We start from the raw sequence: 17,337 nt of genomic DNA on the forward strand, positions 1-17,337 counted from the left end.
CGTCGAGGATCTGCTGCATCGCCTCCTCGCTGATGTTGGGGGCCCGGGCCCTCACGACGGCAGCGAGCTCCTCGTTGGCCCTGTCGGCCTCTCTGGCGGCCTGCATGGCCTCGTAGTCCTCGAGGGTCATGCTGCCGTCGTAGACGTAGGGGTTGACCTCGTCCTCGGCGCCGTCGGCCAGCCGGTCGCTGAAGGGGAGTCCGGCCTCGGCGGCCCTGAGCCGGGCCTCCTCGATGCCGTCCACGATGTCGCTGATGACCTCGGTGGTGGCGAGCTGGTTGTAGCCGTTCTCGTAGTGCCATCTGATGCCGGCGGCGATCTGGTCGATGGTCATGTCCTCGGCGAAGTGGCCGCAGTAGTAGCCGTTCAGCAGCACGGCCTTCGGGTCGACCTTGAGCACGTCGAGGGCCTCGTTGATGTCGTCGGTCTCCCACTCGTCTGACGCCACGTCGCTCCAGACGGTGACGCCGTGCCACGAGCGGCCGGTGCGGTAGACGATGACCCAGCCGATGCCGTCGCGGATCTCGGCGGCGAAGCTGCGGGCGATGTCTCTCAGGGCTGCCATGTGTCTGCCTCCTCTCGGTTGATGTGGACGACGGTGACGATGTCGTCGACCTCGTGTCGGGTGATGTAGGTGTCGGCCGCGCTGGCGCCGAGGTGGTGCAGCACGCTCTCGGGGCCGTCGATGTCGTAGCAGGCGACGGCCGTGGCGTTGAGCCGGTAGACCGTGACCTCGACGATGGCGGGCTTGTCCCCCTCCAGCAGCCGGGCGGGGAAGGCCGCCCGGCAGAGGAGGGTCAGGTCGTAGGGTCTGAAGCTGTCAGGCATTGGGCCCGCCCCCTTTGCAGGGCGGCCGGCCAGTCTCCAGCCATGCCCGCCAGCAGTTTCGGCAGCTCACGTCGTCGCAGTTGACGGCCTCGCTGTACTGGTAGGGCGGGCAGCATCCTGACAGCAGGCCGGCGAGATCGTCGGCGGTGATGTCCGGCTGCTTGATGATCTGGATGCCGGGCGCCGTCTGGTGGATGTCCTCAGAGGGCCCGATGACCTCCTCGATGACGCGCTCCATCGCTCGGACGAAGGCTTTGCGCGGGATGGAGTTGCGGTAGCGGTCGAGCTCTGCGCTCATGATCCGCATGACGTCGTCGACCTTGCTCATGCCGTCGCCCCCTTTCCGCTGAGCCACGCCGCGAAGTCGCGGCGCAGCTCCCTCTTGTTGTAGTAGGTTCTCGGGTTGAAGTAGCCGCCGGAGAAGATCGTGACCGCGTAGTTGGTGTCCAGCAGGTCGAGGGCCTGCTCAGCCGCCTCGCGGATGCTGTTGCACTCGTAGTAGGCGACGAGGATGCTGCCGTAGGGGCCGCCGTGGAGATCCTCGTCGACCTTGCAGCCGTAGCCGGTGTGGATGCCGTTGTAGGTTTTCGCTGCCATGTTGCGCCCTCCTCTCAGCAGGCGTCCCCGTGGGGGCCGACCGTCATCACGCGCTTCTCGTTGCCGTCTTTGTCCGTCCAGATTTCCTCGACGCTGTTGTCTGCATAGTAGATCGTGTCCGTGTGGCGCCACTCGCGGGCCTCGTCCGCGGCCTTTTCTGCGGCCCGGGCCTGCTGCTGGAGCTCTCTGAGCCGGTTGAACTCTTTGCGCGTCAGGCTGGCGACGGGCTCGCTGAGGGCGTAGTCGCTGAGGTAGAAGTCGGTGAACTTCATGCGCCAGCCGGCGCTATACCAGCCGCTCGTCACTTTCTCGGCGAAGGCGAGGAGGTCAGCGTCGTCCTCGATGGGGCCGCGGCCCCTCTTGGCGAAGATGAACTCGTCGCGGCTGTATGTGGGCTTGCCGTTGACGTAGCCGTACACATTGGGATCGTGGGTCATGGTGATGCTCTCCTTTCATTTCTTGGCCCGGCAGGTGCCGGGGCTCTTGGTGGTGGGGCGGCCAGCGATCAGAACGAAAAACACGACCGACGACTCAGCAGGCCCGGGCGGGGATCCGCTCGGCCGTGTAGCTTGTCGTGGTCGTGTCGTGTCTGGTCATTGGTGCCGCCTCCTTTCTTGGGCCCGGCCTTGCCGGGTGTTCTTGGCTCGCTGGCTCAGCCGTCCAGCTTTTTGCCCCTGCGCTTGAAACTGGCCCGCAGCCGCCTCTCGGCGAGCTCGGCGCTATATCCCGGGCGCAGGTTGTGGTCTGTCTCGCCTGTCGCCCCCCGCTGAAGCTCGCGGTAGATGGTCGACCGATGGACGCCGAGCACCTCGGCGATCTGCGTGGCGTCGTTGTCGGCGAGGTAGAGGGCCTCGATGGTACGGCGGGCCGTCAGGTCGAGGTACTTGTAGGCCATTGGTGCCGCCTCCCTCTCTGTCTGTGCGATAAAAAAATAACTGCGAAGCACCTCTGAGGTGCTGTCGCAGTTAATCTTACTCTCAACGGAAAAAAACCAAATTTTTATTTTCCGTCTGCCGGGATGAGCTGTGAGAACCACCAAAGGATTTAGACTGCTGACAGTCAGGGAAAATTTTCATGGAAGCTGTCAGAAGCAGAGGCTTATCAAAGACGAAGCGGTCAAAATAAAAGGAAGGGAAAGTACGCCACTCATGAAACGAAGAGCCTACCGCAGAAGCGCTCCATTCCATGGCTGGCAAAAAACTGAGAAAAAACGAAGGATACATATTGACAATCAAAAAAGGACCTGCTATACTAATCAATGTTCTTGACTTGGGGGTATAGCTCAGCTGGGAGAGCGCTTGACTGGCAGTCAAGAGGTCAGCGGTTCGATCCCGCTTATCTCCACCATATCAAGGAAAAGTGCATTTCCTCGCTTCTGAAAAGAAGCGAGGTTTTGTTTTTTATGCGGCAATCGTCACAACGTCCAGCCCCATGCTGAACTGCACAAAGTCGATATTGAAATCAATGTGCAGCTTATAGTCCCGGTAGACCTCCACCCACTTGATCAGGCAGCCCACGATCATTTTCTTCGCTTCCATGCTGGCCGTGTCGTACATATCAGCCCACGAAATAATATCGTCATATTGTGCGTTCAGCGAAGCGAGAACAGCCTTTCCTTCGTCGCAGGCGGCCTGGGCCGCTTCAAATTGCTCTTGAAGTTCGAGACACTTTGTCTCAGACTCGGCTACCATAGCGCCCAAAAGGTCTTTGGGAAATGCGCTTTCGCCGCGCAGGGATTTGATGACTTCACTTTTCAGCATATCAAGATCAGCGGCAGCTTTCGCATAGTCCGCCCGGATGCCTTGTAGCAGGCTTTTCCGTTCCTCCATCTTTTCACGGTACCGTATGTTGACGATCTCACTCTTCGGGACAGATTTCATGCGTTCAAAAATCTGCCGTACCAGCTTGTCAATGATACCGTCGAGAATATGAGCTGTATACCCGGTCTGCCCGTCACATTCGGTCTGCTTGCGGGTCTTGCCATAACAGATATACCGCACCCGTTTGACAGTGCGATTGGAATCTTCCTTGCAGGGGTATGCCTTGCCGTTTGTGGTGAGGTTGAGCCGCGAACCGCAATGCCCGCAAAAGACATTGCCGGACAGGAGCGAATTGCCTGCTATGTTGCGGGGAACTGTGCGCTCCGCTTCGGCAGAATTGGCGCGGGAAGTGCGGATGTGCTGAGCGGCCTCGAATAGTTCCAGGGATATGATCTGCAAGTGGGGCAGCAGTTTAGATCGGCTTTCACCGCTCCGTAGAACGCCGGTATAGGTGAGGTTGCAAATGATCCCTCGGATCGTGGCGTGGTGCCACATCTTGCCGCTCCGGGTCCGATAGCCCAGCTTATTCAGGTGGGTAGCGATCCGCTGGGCCCCGTAGCCCTCCTGGACATACTTTTCAAAGATGATCCGTACCACAGCGGCCTCTGTTTCGTTTAAGGACAGCTCAAAGAGTTCATGCTTCTTTTTATTGAACCGCCCGCTTTTCACAAGGTCATATCCATACGGAGCCATGCCGCCCTTAAAGCCGCCTTCCTCGACGAGCTGTCCGAGGGCGGTTTTTGTGCGGATCGAGGTCTTTTCGCTTTCGCCGTCAGCTTGCCAAAACCGTATGTAGTTGGTGAGTTTGTCCGTGTGATTATCAAACCGCTGCTCTCCCTCCTGGGTACTCCAGACGCGGATGCCGTTCTTGACAAACCATTCAACAACAAAGGGAGTCTCGTCCGCGATGCGCCCGATCCGGTCAAACATGAATACCAAGAAAATATCGAACTTACCCTGCTTTGCGTGTTCCTGGATGATTTGCAGCTTGTCCCGGTTTTCGGCCCGTACCTTATGGCCGGAAACGCCATCCTCCTGCTCTTCGTGAATGATCGTCCAGCCTTTTTTGTCACAGAAACGGTGACAGGCTTTCCGCTGCATAGGGATGTCGGCCTGGCTCCTATCGTTATAGTCCACCTGCTTGTCGGTGGACACTCTGTACAAACAGTAAACTCGGTTTTCCATATATTGATACCGTCCTTTCAAACTGCTCGGGGTTGAAAGGACGCTTTCAATACACAGGAGATATGCAATTTTCAAGGTACATGAGGATTACCCCCACCATTATTATCCCTCTGTTCCGAGGATATTGCAAGGATGCCTTTGAAGCCGGAGGTACTGGCAACAAAAGCAGAAAGTAAGATCTATTTTGCGTGGCTGATAGCCGTTCGGTTTCCAGCGCCGGCAAAAGTGGCGGAAACCTCGTAGCCGTCAATAGAGAAGTTGGCGCTGTGTCTTTCGTGTGGCATGAGAAACCTCCTCACAAGTGATTGGATTGGCTTCTCCTCCCATAGTCCATTGGGGAGAAATGGTGGCCCACAGGCCACATTTTGTTCTTCCGTTTGCTTTGGGACAAAGTGTCTCAAAGTTGATTGCATGAGAAAAGGGAGCGCCGCGCTGTATGCTCGACCTGTCATAAGACAGAAAGTGATTGCGTGACGCCCCCGCAGGGGATGCAGCGGCTCAGAGGGACAGCTCGTCTGCCCATGCGGATCGTGGCCGCAGGGGTGGCGCCCCTTTTGCGGCTTGGCGCTATCAGCGCCCTCCGTTGGCTCCCCGCAACAGCTCGGAGCCGCTGCTATTTAGTTGTCGAGAAGATCAGAAAAGACCTCTCATATACCAAGGACAAAAAACGTTCAAATGGAGACGGCAATCAGGGATTTTTCTTCAAATATTTTTTCATCTGTGCGATACCGCTCAGGACGGAGCGCCGTACCGCGCTCTTATCTACACCTTCGGCCCTGGTAATCTCTCGATAGCTCATGCCAAGGATAAGATGAGCGTCTACCCACGGTCCTGCGTTTCGGGCAGAGAGTTGAGGGCGTTCCACAGGCGATGGAAAAGCTCCATACGCTCCAACAGTTCCTCCGGCGTGGGCTCGCATACAGGCCGAATATTCGATCCCATCGTCGCAGTCCAGAGAGCACTGCGCCTTGTTGCGGGTAAGCTGCCGCTGGTGGGCGGCCTCTGCCTTGCGGCTGGCCCGAAGCTCCTCCGCCACGGCGTCAGATACTTCGATAAATTGATCCTCTATGTACCACGGGTAAAAATCCTTCAGATTGATGGTTGTCATTTGTAATTCCTCCGTTTCGTTTTTTAGGGATAGGTCGAAACGGAGGACAAGGCGGCCCCCGGCACCGGGGATCGCCAGCTTCGGGACACTTTGTCTCGAAGCAATATAAAAAAGCGCCCGCACAGCATGAAGCTGTACGAGCGCAGGAAACAACATATTCGCTTGATTTTCGAGTTATTTCGCAATCGTTGTTATAACATTTCTGTCCGGTGCCCGGTCTTTTTTGATGAGTCAGGTGGCCGGACAGCGAATAAAAGCACTACAAGCTTCCTTTTCTGCCTGATAAATATATTGGATATTACTTTACCATATCCCGATAGAGGAAGGTAACAATCTGACCACGGGTGCAGGTGGTATCGGGGGAGAAGGTGGTCTGGCTGGTGCCGCTGGTGACGCCGTTCTTGACGGCCCAGGCCACGGCCTGGGCGTAGTCCGCCCCGGCGGGCACGTCGGTGAAGGCGCTGCCGGAGGCCGCGGGACGCCCCGCCAGCTTCCAGAGATAGGTGACCGTGGCGCTGCGGGTGCAGGGGGTGTCGCCGTTGAAGGTATCGCCCGATACTAACCCCTTCTCCTTGGCCCACAGCGCGGCCTTGTAGAAGTAATCGCTGGAGGAAATGTCGCTAAACGAGTCGCCGGCCTTGGGCTCGGGAGAGCCCTTGGCCCGCCAGAGGAAGGTCAGGATCTGGGCCGTGGTGCAGGTCCTGTCAGGGGAGAAGGTGGTGGCGCTGGTGCCGGCGGTGATGTTATTCTCCACCGCCCAGTCCACCGCCTCGGCATAGTAGGCGCTGGCGGGAACGTCGGTGAAACCCTCCGTGGGGGTGGGGGTAGTGGGCTGGATGTCAGGGGCGGTGAGGTCGGGGACGGAAGCGCCCACGGTGTACTGGAGCGGGCCCCCCAGGATGCCGCCGGTGTGGGGAAGGGCGTATTCGACGTCTCGGTACGTGGCGTATATGGTCCCGTCCTCGCCCTGGCGATAGTCGGACAGCATGGTGACCGTCTCCCCAGCCCTCATCTTCCGTGGGGAGGCGTAGGGCTTGCCCAGCGGGAAGCTGTCCGCCACCTCCTTTACGTAGTAGGTGGAGCCCTGGCTATCCTTCACATAATCATAGTCCGCCGGGGGCGTGCTGTAGGCTGTCATGGTGGCCGGCTGGTCATAATCTCCCCAGGTCCAGTAGTTTCCCTCCCTGTCCAGGGCGTAGATCGCGTCGCTGTCCCAGACCTCCTCCACGTTGTCCAGGATAGGGGTCATATCATTGACAACGAGGGTGTAGGGGAGGGGGATGTCTGTGGGTATAGATCCCCACCATTCAAACTGCTTGCTGTCAAAGCTGCCACCGTTTCCCACGGTCCCCCAGGTGTTATTCCCCCAGCCATAGAGCTTGCCGTTTGTATCGATGGCAAAGGCGGTGCGTATCCCGTAGGTGGCGGATCTCCGATCTCCTATCACTACAGTCTTGATCTTAGAGCTGCCCTTGATGGACTGGGAGCCGGAATGGATGGTGTTGTCCGCCGTCACGTAGCCCTCCGCACTGTTGAAGCTGATGACGTTGGAGGCGATCAGCTTTGTCTTGAAGCCGGCCTCCCGCTCTCTCCGGCTGCCCTCCTCCGTCATGATGTAGGCCCCGCCGGTGTCCCAGTAATACATGTACAGCTCGCCCTGTCCGGTGAGGTAGTAAGTCCCACGGACGGAGACCACCCCTGTGACGCCGGGATAGAACTTCTCCTCATCCCCAACGCGGTAAAAGACAAAGGTCCCATCGGTCTTCAGGATGCCGATGCCGTGCTCAGTTTCGCCGATCTGGGCCACATGGTCGGCCACCCAGGTTCTCTGGAATCCCGCGGAAGGGACGTCCAGGGCGTGTTTTTCGTTCCTATACTGCCAGAGGACCCCCTGCCGGTCGATGACAAAGAAGTAGTCGATATAGGTAAAAAGGGAAGCACCCGATGAGTCGGCCTCTGTCAAGGGTTGAGAGACGTGGGCCAGGGAGGTCTCCACCCTGGAGGCTGTGGGGAGAGCCTGGGCAGCCGACGCCGGGACAGCCAACCCCAGGCAGAGGACCAGGGCCAGTGCAAGGGATAAAAGCCGTTTTTTCATGTGATTCTTCCTCTCGTTTTGATTTTGGATGGAAAAGAGCGCCCGCACAGCGGTAAGCTGCGCGGGCGCAGGACGTAACCGCTTCGCTGAAATAACAGGTTATTTTTTCAAATCCCGATACAGGAAGGTGACGATCTGCCCCCGGGTGCAGGTGGTGTCGGGAGAGAATGTGGTCTGGCTGGTGCCGCTGGTGACGCCGTTCTTGACGGCCCAGGCTACGGCTTGGGCGTAGTCCGCCCCGGCGGGCACATCGGTGAAGGCGCTGCCGGAGGCCGCGGGGCTGCCCGCCAGCTTCCAGAGATAGGAAACAGCCATAGCGCGGGTACAGGGGATATCCGCTTCAAACTCATCGACAATTCCCTGTTCAACGGCCCATGCGGCGGCCTGTGCGTAGTACTGAGTGGAGGAAACAGGCTTGCCGGGTGCGGGGGAGCCCTTGGCTCGCCAGAGGAACGTCAATATCTGGGCCTCAGTGCAGGTTGCATTGGGGGAAAAGGTGGTGGCGCTGGTGCCTGCGGTAATGTTTTCCTCGATGGCCCACATCACGGCATCAGCGTAGTAGGCATCTGCTGGGACATCGGAAAAATGGGGCGTGGTTGTTGAAGGATCTGTAATATTGGGCTTGGGGGCGGGGGTGGGGTCTGCGCCGCCGTCCTGAACGATCAGGAGATAATTCCAGAAGCAATGCCCCTGATCCTCGGAGTCCACCATGACCTCAATCATATAGGTGCCGGGCTCCTTTACAGTATCCGTCTCTATCTGTCCGGTTATATTTCCCGCCGTTTGGAAATTGTCGATAGTGACCTCGTCGGGATTTTCATAGGTCATTACATACAGTCTGCTCTTGTCGTTTGCGGAGAGCCCACGGGCGCTGAAGGTCACAGGCACCACACAGGTGAAAGCAATATCGCCCTCTTTTTTTTCCACTTTTACCACATTGGTGATTGCGATGGATTCATCCTCATAGGTGTACGGCTCCGCCGCCATTACGGGGACGGTCAGCCCCAGGCAGAGGGCCAGGGCCAGCGCAAGGGATAAAAGCCTCTTCTTCATGTGATTCTTCCTCTCCTTTTGATTTTGGATGTAAAAAAGCGCGTTCTATCCTGCCTTTGGCAGGATAGAACGCGCCTGATCCCAAACAGTATCGGTTTTAGGGCATAACCAAACTACATAGCTATCGCTATGCTTGCTTGCTTTAGCGGTGGCACAAAACTTCATGTTTGTCAAGCCCTTTTCCAAAAAGTTTATTTCATTATAACAGATAAGGCTCCGCTTGACAAGGCTTTTGGTGTATGCTCCGCATTTTTTAGGGCCGTTTCAGGCCGCGCACGAAACGGCAAGCAGGGCAAGTGTGGACACACTTGCTATTTTTGCGCCCCGTTGGGGCCGCAAAAATGCTTGTTGGGGAGCCTCCCCAAACCCGGCACTTTGGGACTCGTCGGCACAAACTTCACTCCGCTCACTTCGGGACAAAATGTCCCAAAGTGAGCCCCGTTCCGTTGCGCCTCCTCGCCCCACAAAATCTACGATTTTGCGGGGGCCCCATCGCCCAAAGTATTGTCTGCGTCACAGGCCGCTAACGCGCCTGTTCCTTATCGTCCCGCCCAACCGTCACGCCGAGCAGGTGATCCACGTTCCCCTTGACGGTGACGAGCTCCCGCATATCCCGCTGAGCCTGCCGGTACTCGGCATGGACGGCCTTTTTCTTTTCCGCCAGTTCACGGCGGGAGCGTTTCAATTCCTCCATCCGGGGCAGCTTAGCGCCGTCCAAAAGTTCATTGATAGAAGCCTTCGCCGCCCGGTAGGTATCAAGCTCCTCCTCATGCGCCGCCAGATACTTTTTGCTGTACCGGGCGGCCTTATAGCCGTCGAACACGGGCCGGGTCTTGGCGTAGTCCACCACGGCCCCCATGAGCGCGGAAGTCCTGGCCAGCCGCTCCTCCACGTCCCGGAGCTCCCCAGCCAGCGTGTGCGCCCGGTCAACTGCCTCGCCGGTTTTCTCCGCCAGCGCGTCATAGTCGGTCAGGCCGTTCTCTTGAAGAAATTGCAGGGCGGCGGCCATCTGTTTCAGATTGTAGAGCTTGGCCCAATGCTCATAGCCTGGGCCCTTACCCTGGGCCATGCGCTGCTGAATGTCAATGACAAGGTTGATCTTCTGCCGTGGAGCCGGGCCGCCGCCTGCGGGCGCAGGCCGGGCCGGGGCCTTGCGGTCAATGACGGCCTCCACATCCTCCGGGCCATACCCGGCCCCCAGCGTGGAGCTCCGCCAGCGGGCGGGCCGATCATAGCCGGGGAGCTTGAATGAGAGGACGCCGCCCCGCCCGTGAAGTATCTGAACGCCAGCGGCCTCCAGCAACGAGAGAAAGGCGGGGAGATCGGCGGGCCGCTGGGCAAGAGCGGTATCTATGGCTGCCCGTAGCTGTTCCTTTTGGGAGGGCCGACGATCCGCCCCCAGCCATTGACCGTAATGCAGAAACTTTCCCTTGCTGTGCAGCCTGGGATTTTGAATGATAGACAGGTCGTGCTCCAGACACACCCTGTCGGAGAGCCGGCGCAGAGCGCGGGCAGAACCTATAAAATCCCGGTATTTACGGGTACAATCCAGCGTTGTGGAATTGTAGTAAATGTGGACGTGGGGATGGGGCCGGTCTGCGTGGGACACCACGAAAAAAGCGTGATTGCCCTTCGTCCAGCGCATAGCCAGCTCATAACCGATCTCCAGCGCCGCCTCCGGGTCAAGCTCCCCCGGCGGGAAGGACTGGCGGATCTGATAGCACAGCACATCCGCATCCCGTTTCTGTTCCCGGCCCGTGATAGCCTTGTACTTGGCCTTGCTCAAAAGAAACTCCGCGTCGGCTGTCATGGGATCGCACTCATAGGAGCGGATCAGAGCCCCATCCAACGTCTTTTCAGGATTTTTCCCATAGTCGAAACGGTCTTGCATGGACTCCAAAATGCTTTTGCCGCCGCTGATATGATGGGCTTTCAAATAAGTTGTGGCCGTGGGCCTCACCTCCTCCATACAGAAAGGGCCGGGCGGTAGCTGCCGCCCGGCCCGTCCACTTCGGGACAAAGTGTCCCAAAGCTCCAATACTTATTTCACGCCATGATGTAGCCCCACATGGAGCCGCACAGCCCACCCAGGCCGTCCAGCAGGAGCTCCGCCAGAAGCGGCAGGCCAACGGGGGAAATGCAGAACGCCGTCACAAGGCCCCGTATGCCCCATGCGGTATCACCCTGCACGAACAGGGAGAACAGAGCGCACAGCACGAACAGGCTGCACAGGATATTCAGGATTGTGCCCGCTATCCCGTTCAGAAATGACAGCACCGCCACAGCCAGCGAGAGCGCCGCCGCAACAGGAAAAGCAAGGATTTTTAGAATGATACGCATAGAAACACCTCCCAAAAGTATTGAAAACGCAGGACTTTCCCTACCTATATTATACCTCTGCCGGGAGGGACAGACAAGGATGCCTCCGGCCTTTGCCGCTTCGGGACTCGTCGGCACAAACTTCACTCCGCTCACTTCGGGACAAAATGTCCCAAAGCTCGCCCCGTTCCGTTGCGCCTCCTCGCCCCACAAAGTCTACCGACTTTGCGGGGGCCCCATGTCCCGAAGTCGCAAAGGCCGGGGAGCGGCGTACCGCTCCCCGGCAGGTCAGAGGGCCACGATCTCGGACAGCTTTTTCAGCAGGTCGGAGAGCGGCCCCCACAGGTCAGCATAATCTTTTTGCAGGGTCTTGATGTCATTGGGGTAAATCCCGCCGTAGGTGTTGGCCTGGATTGCCACCTGATTGAGATTGTTGGAGCACCGCCTTTGCAGGGAGACAAGCTCCCGGACGGGCGAGAGGTCAACGTGGAGCACATACCCATTGAGGGCCATTTTTCGCATATAGGCCCCCATGTTGCGGACGCCCGCCTCGGCCATGCGCTCCCGGATCAGGGCTTGCTCCTCCTCGGACACCATGACGTGCAGATGGATCGGGCGGCGGCGTTTCTTTCCGTCCATACCTATCTGTTGTCCTTGTCGGGAGCTTCCCTGCCGGGGGCAGCCCGGCCCTGGTGCTTCTGGGCCAGCCTTTGGGCCTCCTTCATCTGCTCGGAAATGGGAGCAGGCTTCACCCGGCCCCGCTGACGTTTGGCAGCTATGGACACTTCCACGCTTTCCGCAGCGGCGGCCAGCTTCTCCGGGGAAACATACTCTTTCAGCACATAACAACCAAAGTCAGGATAAAACCACGTCAACCGTTTTTGATCGGGAATGTGCCGGGCTTCCTCCCATTGACCTACGGTTTGCGTCTGCTCTTCCATGATCCGCCGCAGGTCGGGATTATCACGGGAGGGACGGAGCTCGTAATCCTGCATCTCCTTATCCGCTAAAGGCTTGGTGTAGGTGAGATGGCCCCACGCCAGCCTTGTTTCATTTTCCACAGGGATGCGTTTGTCATAGTTCACGATTTCGTCTGGGGCATTGTGCGGGAGCTTTGGGAACGTGCCGATGTCCACGGGCCGCTGGGTGGAGTAATACTTATAAAGGCCGGGGGCTTCGGTTTGCACCACCTGAGCCTTATAGGGAAAATCGTGCTGATACTCGTACACACGCTTGTCAAAATCCTTTTGGGCGGCGTCCCCATCGGGGCCATAATGCCCCCACTCATAATCCCGTCTGCCATCCTCGCGCTGGGTAAACATCCATGTCACATAGGGATCAGGGGCCGTGGGACTGTGGCCCAGCGCCACGCCCCGGCCATTATCGAACAGGACAGCCCTCTCGATGACGTATCCTTGATTTTTGTCCATATACCCTCCTTTATCTGTCGCCCTTGTCGGGGCCGGAACGTTCCTGTCGGCGGTTATACGGCTGGAGTGCGGAAATGCTCCCGCCGCCCTCCGGCCTGATAAAGCTGATCCGATCCGCCACATAGATGGCGTTTTTCGTAAGCTGCCGCTGCCACGCACCCTGGGACGGGGCCCAGCGGAAACCGCCGCTTTTCAGTTCCCGGCGCTGCTCCACGGTGGGCTTTTCGTCAAAGAACAGTTGCAGCCGGTTCTCTCCCTCGTTCACCTCGGCCCTGCCGCCCGGAAACTCCCAGCCCACAAACTCGGCCCGGTTTTTCAGGTCGGAAATGCGCTGCTCTATTCGGTGAATGTTGGCGTTGTTGTTGGAGAGCAGATAGGACGGATAGGGCACCGGGTCTTTCCGCCAGTCACGGGCCATAGACGCCTGGAGCTCCCCGACAGCATCCGGGGGCAGGCCGGGGAAGCCCTCCAGCGTCTTGTGCTTGCGGTAATAGGCGTTTACAGCCTTCATATGCTCTTGATCGGCCTTCAGCCCCGCCAGCTTTGCCTCCAGTTTCTCAACGGCGTGAATATCATCGGCGCTGATCCCGCCCATACCCACAGACTTGATCTTATCCAAAAGCCCCTGAATTTCCATATACTCGCCCATGTTGCGGTCACGGGCGGCGTTCTGCTTGTGCTTTTTCTGAACGGGGAAATTAGAGCCCCCGGCAATCAGGATAGAGGGTACGCGGGCGTCAATGACGTTGGCCTCGTTCAGATTGGCGGCCAGCTTGCGGGCATAGCGGTCAACCAGCGCGTCGATCTTCTCATGGTACATGGGATCGACACGGGCCTTCTGACGCTCGGCCAGAGCATACGCCTCGTCCACCATCGCCTGATACCCCGCCGTGGCGGAGCCGGGGGCGTAGTCGGAAAAGCTGTTCATATCCTTGGCCTGCTTCGCCGCCGCCTCGTCGATTTCATAATATTTCAGAATAATACCTCCTTGCAAAGATGGGCCGCCGCTTCGGGACACTTTGTCCCAAAGCGGCGGCCTAAAATGTGGAACGTATCAGGGCAAAAACCGGGCAGGACGATAAATCATACGGCACACCCGGTTTTGCGTCTTGAAAAACCTTGTAATATCAGGGGTTTCCGGGGCCTAATTTTCCACAGTCCAGCCCCGCTTTTTCCTCATGTGCGCCCGCTTCTGCTCCCGAAGCGCCGCCTTGCGACAGGCCGGGGAACAGTACCGCTGCCGCCCATTTCGAGGGACGGGCCGCCCGCAGACCGGGCAGGGCCGGGAAGATACCGGCCCCTGGGTAAGCAGGGCGGCCTCCAGCGCCGGATCAAGGGGCAGCACCGACTCCCGGAAATAGCGGCAATAAGCCCCCGTCCAGCATTTCCCCAGCATATAACACTCACAGTCCAGCGGCAGGCAGCCATACTCCCGGTCATAGTTGGCGCACCAGCGCGTCACCAGCGCCCGGATCGCCGCCCTTTCCTCACGGGTCAATTCACGGGACTCCTCCAAAGCGTCACCTCCCACGGGGAAAGTCTTTCAGCAGTTCCCGGTAACAGGACACACAGCGGATGCCCCGCCAGTAGGGACAGCCGGAGCAGCGGGAGCCCCTGGGGGCCCCCGTCTGCTCCGGCGCTTCTTTGCTGGGCGGTTTTTTCATTTCACGCTCATAAAGGCTGGCGGTAAAATTCATTCACCGTCCCCCTCGTCCCAAGGCGGGGTATCGTCGTACCCGTCCTCAAAGCTGGGCTCCGGCCCGTCGGGGTAATCATCCTCCTCCAGATCGGCGGCCCGCTGCTGCTTGGGCCGGTAAATCTTGAAGTACCAGCCAGCCCCGCCGCCGATCACCACCACAGCCAGCGCCAGCAGGAGCGTACCCATGCCGCCGTTGCTTTTTTCCGGCTCAGGCTCCGGCTCCACATCGGGGGTGGGGGCCGGTTCCGGCTCCGGCGTGACGGCAGGGGCCGGGGCCTCCTCCTTGCCGGGCTCGGCAAGAGCCATCAGGTCGTCCACGGTAACGGTATTGAGGAAATACACGTTTTCACCGCTTTTCTGGCGGTCAATGACGAGATAGAACACAGACTCGTCCGCCGTGGTAATGGTGAAAAACTCCTTGCCCTCTTCGCCGGTGGCATTGTCCAACAGCGTGCCCTGGCCATCCGGGGTCAGGGGATTAACCGGGGTCAGGCCCTCCCGCGTCGGCTCCACCGTGGGGGCCGGGGTGGGCTCGGTAGTCTGCACCGGCTCCTTCGTCACGGTTTCCACGTCCTCCCATGCCTCGCCGCCGCTGGCGTAGGCCGGGAACGTAAAGCCGCATAAAAGAACGACGGCGCACAGCGCCGCCGTCAGATACCGCAGTTTTCTCATTCAGGCATATCCTCCTTTTCCGGGGCCTCGGACTTCGGGACACTTTGTCCCAAAGCTCCGGCCTTCATGGTCTGGAGCAGGCCGGGGAGCTCGTCAAGGGAGATATTCATGCCCCGCACGATGTCAACGATCTCTTCATTTTGCGCCTCCCGGTGCTTTTGCTCCAATTCCTTCAGCTTGGTCTGCTGGTCGCTGATCTTGGCCTTGACCTTTTCCATCTCAGCCTGGATCTTCGCGCTTTTGCTGATTGCCATAGGTTGTCAGTCCTCCTTTACGGGAGCCGCCCAAAGGCGGCGAAATGTGCTTGCCAGTAGCTGGTGTTGATATTTGCGTACTGGATGGGATCGCCACAGTGGATCATCATACCGCCTCCGACGTAGATACCCACATGGCTCATGCCGTCCGTGTCATAGGGGCCCTGGAAGAAAATCAGATCGCCGGGCTTGGCGTTGGCGCTGGAAACAGGGGTGCAGATGTGATACAGTCCTGTTGCCCCCAGCCGTCCCACGTCCCAGCCCACGCCACAGTGATTAACTACCCACGACACAAAGCCGGAGCAGTCAAAGGACGTGGCCGGGCTGGAGCCGCCCCAAACGTAGGGGTAGCCCAGATACTTTTCCGCCTCGGTTATCATGGCGGCGAACTGTTCATCCTCCAGCGCCTCCGGGGGTATGTCGTAGGTGGTGACGGGGCCGCCGTATTTGCCGATGTAGGCGGAGCCGGGGAACAGGTCGGGCCGGTTTCCCAGCGCTACCATATAAAGGGCGTACCGGGATAGCTGATCCTCGCCCATGATATACACGGGCACATGGGACAGGTTGAAGTTTTCCAGCGTGACGGTGCAGATGTAGTAGTTGTAGGGCACCTCCACGTCATAGGTGTTGCCCTCGCTGTCCGTCCGGGTTTCTGTCCGATACCGCACTTCCACCTCCACGGACTCGGTGAGGATATACTGGCGGTCAAAGAGCGTTTGCAGGTCGGCCTCCACCTCTGCCAACGTCCAGCCCTCCGGGTGGAACGCGGACAGGATAGACAGCAGCACATAGGGGTCATGCTCGATGCCGTCCAAATCAAAGTGGTACTCGTCGTAGCTGTGGGTGGCCTCGTAGCCCGCCAGCATGGATCGTAGATCCGCCTCCAGCCCCGCATAGGCGGCCTCGGCCCCCAGCAGATCGGCGTCCTCCGCCGGATAGGTGGTCGCCGCCACGCTCCCGGTCAGGCCGTTCCCGATGGCGGCGAGGGACGAGCCGCACGACTGCATGACTACCACCAGCAGAATACAGAGCAGGGCGATGAGCACGCCTGCGGGGTGGCGCTTGACGAAGCCCGCCACGGCCCGTCCGATCCTTTCTGTTGCGGTGGCGGTTGCCTCCGTTGCCTTGGCCCCCTGCTTGGCGGCCTCCCGCGCCTGCTTCTGATACCGTTTGCGCTGCTGGCGCTTGCGCCACAGCCGGGAAAGGGCGTTTTTCTTTTCCATTTCCGGGTGCTCCAGCACCGTCTGCCGGAAATGATAATCCGCTGTAGCCTTGACCGATTTGCCCTCGGCCTTTTTTACCGCCCGCGCCGGATGGGTACGGATGCGCTGCCTGGTGAAGCGCACCGCCTTCCGGCCAGCGGCCTCGGCCACGAGCTCGGAGCGGTGGGCCCCCTCGGTTCCCACATTCTCATGCTCCACCTCGTAAACCTTGCCATGCGCGAAGCCGTGAACGCTCCGCCCGGCAAAGCCCGCCGCCCGTCTGACCGGGCCGGGGGACTTGTAGGGCTTCTGCCGGGCCAGCTTGTCCCTGGCCGTGTTCAGCTTGTCGCCCCGCTTCTCCATACGGAGCCGGGATTTTCGGAGCGTGTCAGGCTCCGGGGCGGCGGGGCCGGGATCGACACCAGCTTTGTCGCCGTCAGAGGGCCGAGGGCCAGCGCCGCCGTCCCGGTGGAGCTTATCGTCGTCGGCACAAAGTCCACTCTGCTCCGTTTCCACCTTGCGGCGAAAACTCCGCCCGTTCCCTTGTGCCTCCTCTCCCCACGCAACCCGCTGCGCTGGGCTTGCGCGGGGGCCCCTTTGGGCCTGCTTGCTGTCCCGCCGAAACTTCTCACTGGACGCGCCGGGCTCCCGTGTTTCCCACTTGCTGTGCTGGCGGTACTTTGGGACTCGTCGGCACAAACTGCGCTCGGCTCCTTCGGGACAAAGTGTCCCAAAGTTGCCCCGCTCCGTTGCGCCTCCTCTCCCCACAAAGTCTGCCGACTTTGCGGGGGCCCCATTTTCCGAAGTGGCGGGCCCCGCATCGTCGGCAGGCCCCTTCGGGGGATCGTCCTTCAGAGGAAGCTCCGGCCCCGTGGGGTCATAGGCCGCCCCGGTCTGCTCCGGCATGGGTGGATCGGTGGGCGGCCCCGGATCAAGGGGAGCAACAGGCTCCGCCTCCGGGGGCCGCTGCTCCCGGCTCATGCGGGCCGCCGCCTTTTTCCACGACTGGCTCCGGCCCCTGGCCTTGACCTCTTCCTTGCCCTTGGCCTCAAACCGCAGGGCGGGATCGGCCTTG

General features: G+C 59.5%; 19 protein-coding genes, 1 tRNA gene and 2 pseudogenes. 1 reads left to right on the top strand and 21 read right to left on the bottom strand.

Annotation, left to right across the window (positions count from 1 at the left end; translation table 11 throughout):
• From Q0Z69_RS10460 to Q0Z69_RS10490, 7 genes are all read right to left on the bottom strand, one after another.
• Positions 1–565, bottom strand: a 565-nt coding sequence (locus Q0Z69_RS10460; protein WP_298033071.1) for a hypothetical protein, incomplete at its 3' end; no start/stop codon positions are given.
• Entirely contained in the window at positions 553–828 is a 276-nt protein-coding gene (locus Q0Z69_RS10465) for a hypothetical protein (protein WP_298033073.1), read from the bottom strand. The genes Q0Z69_RS10460 and Q0Z69_RS10465, both read right to left, overlap by 13 nt.
• Positions 821–1,156 carry a hypothetical protein gene (locus Q0Z69_RS10470; protein WP_298033075.1) on the bottom strand — a complete coding sequence of 112 codons (336 nt, stop codon included), beginning with the start codon at positions 1,154–1,156 and terminating at the stop codon, positions 821–823. The genes Q0Z69_RS10465 and Q0Z69_RS10470 overlap by 8 nt, the downstream gene beginning before the upstream one ends.
• Positions 1,153–1,425: a hypothetical protein gene (locus Q0Z69_RS10475; RefSeq protein WP_298033077.1), complete on the bottom strand. Its 273-nt coding sequence runs from the start codon at positions 1,423–1,425 to the stop codon at positions 1,153–1,155. The genes Q0Z69_RS10470 and Q0Z69_RS10475 overlap by 4 nt, the downstream gene beginning before the upstream one ends.
• A gap of 14 nt (positions 1,426–1,439) precedes the next feature.
• Positions 1,440–1,862 (bottom strand): hypothetical protein, encoded by a 423-nt coding sequence (locus Q0Z69_RS10480; protein ID WP_298033080.1) that lies wholly within the window; start codon positions 1,860–1,862, stop codon positions 1,440–1,442.
• A gap of 215 nt (positions 1,863–2,077) precedes the next feature.
• Positions 2,078–2,320, bottom strand: a complete 243-nt coding sequence (locus Q0Z69_RS10485) for a helix-turn-helix domain-containing protein (RefSeq protein ID WP_298033082.1) — start codon at positions 2,318–2,320, stop codon at positions 2,078–2,080.
• 82 nt (positions 2,321–2,402) lie between these two features.
• A complete protein-coding gene (locus Q0Z69_RS10490) occupies positions 2,403–2,660 on the bottom strand; it encodes a hypothetical protein (RefSeq protein ID WP_298033085.1) in 258 nt (85 codons plus the stop codon).
• 36 nt (positions 2,661–2,696) lie between these two features.
• Between Q0Z69_RS10490 and Q0Z69_RS10495 the strand changes: the two genes are divergently transcribed.
• A tRNA-Ala gene (locus Q0Z69_RS10495) sits at positions 2,697–2,772 on the top strand.
• Positions 2,773–2,825: 53 nt separating this feature from the next.
• Here Q0Z69_RS10495 and Q0Z69_RS10500 read toward each other — a convergent pair.
• From Q0Z69_RS10500 to Q0Z69_RS10565, 14 genes and pseudogenes are all read right to left on the bottom strand, one after another.
• On the bottom strand, positions 2,826–4,430 hold the full coding sequence (locus tag Q0Z69_RS10500) for a recombinase family protein (RefSeq protein ID WP_298033089.1): 1,605 nt from the start codon (positions 4,428–4,430) through the stop codon (positions 2,826–2,828).
• A 688-nt stretch (positions 4,431–5,118) separates the two neighbouring features.
• A pseudogene (locus tag Q0Z69_RS10505) lies at positions 5,119–5,538 on the bottom strand (sigma-70 family RNA polymerase sigma factor).
• Positions 5,539–5,836: 298 nt separating this feature from the next.
• The gene (locus Q0Z69_RS10510) at positions 5,837–7,633 is read right to left on the bottom strand and encodes an S-layer homology domain-containing protein (RefSeq protein WP_298033092.1); all 1,797 of its coding nucleotides are present in this window, start codon (positions 7,631–7,633) and stop codon (positions 5,837–5,839) included.
• Between the two features lie 99 nt (positions 7,634–7,732).
• A complete protein-coding gene (locus tag Q0Z69_RS10515; RefSeq protein WP_298033095.1) occupies positions 7,733–8,686 on the bottom strand; it encodes an S-layer homology domain-containing protein in 954 nt (317 codons plus the stop codon).
• Between the two features lie 523 nt (positions 8,687–9,209).
• Positions 9,210–10,577 (bottom strand): relaxase/mobilization nuclease domain-containing protein, encoded by a 1,368-nt coding sequence (locus Q0Z69_RS10520; protein WP_298033227.1) that lies wholly within the window; start codon positions 10,575–10,577, stop codon positions 9,210–9,212.
• Between the two features lie 155 nt (positions 10,578–10,732).
• On the bottom strand, positions 10,733–11,026 hold the full coding sequence (locus Q0Z69_RS10525; protein WP_298033098.1) for a CD1845 family protein: 294 nt from the start codon (positions 11,024–11,026) through the stop codon (positions 10,733–10,735).
• Between the two features lie 267 nt (positions 11,027–11,293).
• Positions 11,294–11,644, bottom strand: a complete 351-nt coding sequence (locus Q0Z69_RS10530; protein WP_298033101.1) for a plasmid mobilization protein — start codon at positions 11,642–11,644, stop codon at positions 11,294–11,296.
• Positions 11,645–11,646: 2 nt separating this feature from the next.
• Positions 11,647–12,435, bottom strand: coding sequence for a hypothetical protein (locus Q0Z69_RS10535; RefSeq protein ID WP_298033104.1), 789 nt, complete (start codon positions 12,433–12,435; stop codon positions 11,647–11,649).
• 10 nt (positions 12,436–12,445) lie between these two features.
• Positions 12,446–13,414 (bottom strand): hypothetical protein, encoded by a 969-nt coding sequence (locus tag Q0Z69_RS10540; protein WP_367272298.1) that lies wholly within the window; start codon positions 13,412–13,414, stop codon positions 12,446–12,448.
• A 165-nt stretch (positions 13,415–13,579) separates the two neighbouring features.
• Positions 13,580–13,951: a cysteine-rich VLP protein gene (locus Q0Z69_RS10545; RefSeq protein ID WP_298033108.1), complete on the bottom strand. Its 372-nt coding sequence runs from the start codon at positions 13,949–13,951 to the stop codon at positions 13,580–13,582.
• Between the two features lie 4 nt (positions 13,952–13,955).
• Entirely contained in the window at positions 13,956–14,132 is a 177-nt protein-coding gene (locus Q0Z69_RS10550; protein ID WP_298033110.1) for a hypothetical protein, read from the bottom strand.
• Positions 14,129–14,806, bottom strand: coding sequence for a DUF4366 domain-containing protein (locus Q0Z69_RS10555; RefSeq protein ID WP_298033113.1), 678 nt, complete (start codon positions 14,804–14,806; stop codon positions 14,129–14,131). The genes Q0Z69_RS10550 and Q0Z69_RS10555 overlap by 4 nt, the downstream gene beginning before the upstream one ends.
• Positions 14,803–15,060: a DUF4315 family protein gene (locus tag Q0Z69_RS10560; RefSeq protein ID WP_298033116.1), complete on the bottom strand. Its 258-nt coding sequence runs from the start codon at positions 15,058–15,060 to the stop codon at positions 14,803–14,805. The genes Q0Z69_RS10555 and Q0Z69_RS10560 overlap by 4 nt, the downstream gene beginning before the upstream one ends.
• A 17-nt stretch (positions 15,061–15,077) precedes the next feature.
• Positions 15,078–16,637, bottom strand: a pseudogene (locus Q0Z69_RS10565) (C40 family peptidase); the annotation flags it as partial.
• Positions 16,638–17,337: the final 700 nt, after the last annotated feature.

This window comes from uncultured Dysosmobacter sp., assembly GCF_947631165.1.
Lineage (GTDB): Bacteria > Bacillota > Clostridia > Oscillospirales > Oscillospiraceae > Oscillibacter.

What these genes read in the sequence shown, in the direction of transcription:
- Q0Z69_RS10465 (WP_298033073.1), bottom strand. Translation starts at nt 828, where the DNA reads ATGCCTGACAGCTTCAGACCCTACGACCTGACCCTCCTCTGCCGGGCG.
- Q0Z69_RS10470 (WP_298033075.1), bottom strand. Translation starts at nt 1,156, where the DNA reads ATGAGCAAGGTCGACGACGTCATGCGGATCATGAGCGCAGAGCTCGAC.
- Q0Z69_RS10475 (WP_298033077.1), bottom strand. Translation starts at nt 1,425, where the DNA reads ATGGCAGCGAAAACCTACAACGGCATCCACACCGGCTACGGCTGCAAG.
- Q0Z69_RS10480 (WP_298033080.1), bottom strand. Translation starts at nt 1,862, where the DNA reads ATGACCCACGATCCCAATGTGTACGGCTACGTCAACGGCAAGCCCACA.
- Q0Z69_RS10485 (WP_298033082.1), bottom strand. Translation starts at nt 2,320, where the DNA reads ATGGCCTACAAGTACCTCGACCTGACGGCCCGCCGTACCATCGAGGCC.
- Q0Z69_RS10500 (WP_298033089.1), bottom strand. Translation starts at nt 4,430, where the DNA reads ATGGAAAACCGAGTTTACTGTTTGTACAGAGTGTCCACCGACAAGCAG.
- Q0Z69_RS10510 (WP_298033092.1), bottom strand. Translation starts at nt 7,633, where the DNA reads ATGAAAAAACGGCTTTTATCCCTTGCACTGGCCCTGGTCCTCTGCCTG.
- Q0Z69_RS10515 (WP_298033095.1), bottom strand. Translation starts at nt 8,686, where the DNA reads ATGAAGAAGAGGCTTTTATCCCTTGCGCTGGCCCTGGCCCTCTGCCTG.
- Q0Z69_RS10520 (WP_298033227.1), bottom strand. Translation starts at nt 10,577, where the DNA reads ATGCAAGACCGTTTCGACTATGGGAAAAATCCTGAAAAGACGTTGGAT.
- Q0Z69_RS10525 (WP_298033098.1), bottom strand. Translation starts at nt 11,026, where the DNA reads ATGCGTATCATTCTAAAAATCCTTGCTTTTCCTGTTGCGGCGGCGCTC.
- Q0Z69_RS10530 (WP_298033101.1), bottom strand. Translation starts at nt 11,644, where the DNA reads ATGGACGGAAAGAAACGCCGCCGCCCGATCCATCTGCACGTCATGGTG.
- Q0Z69_RS10535 (WP_298033104.1), bottom strand. Translation starts at nt 12,435, where the DNA reads ATGGACAAAAATCAAGGATACGTCATCGAGAGGGCTGTCCTGTTCGAT.
- Q0Z69_RS10550 (WP_298033110.1), bottom strand. Translation starts at nt 14,132, where the DNA reads ATGAATTTTACCGCCAGCCTTTATGAGCGTGAAATGAAAAAACCGCCC.
- Q0Z69_RS10555 (WP_298033113.1), bottom strand. Translation starts at nt 14,806, where the DNA reads ATGAGAAAACTGCGGTATCTGACGGCGGCGCTGTGCGCCGTCGTTCTT.
- Q0Z69_RS10560 (WP_298033116.1), bottom strand. Translation starts at nt 15,060, where the DNA reads ATGGCAATCAGCAAAAGCGCGAAGATCCAGGCTGAGATGGAAAAGGTC.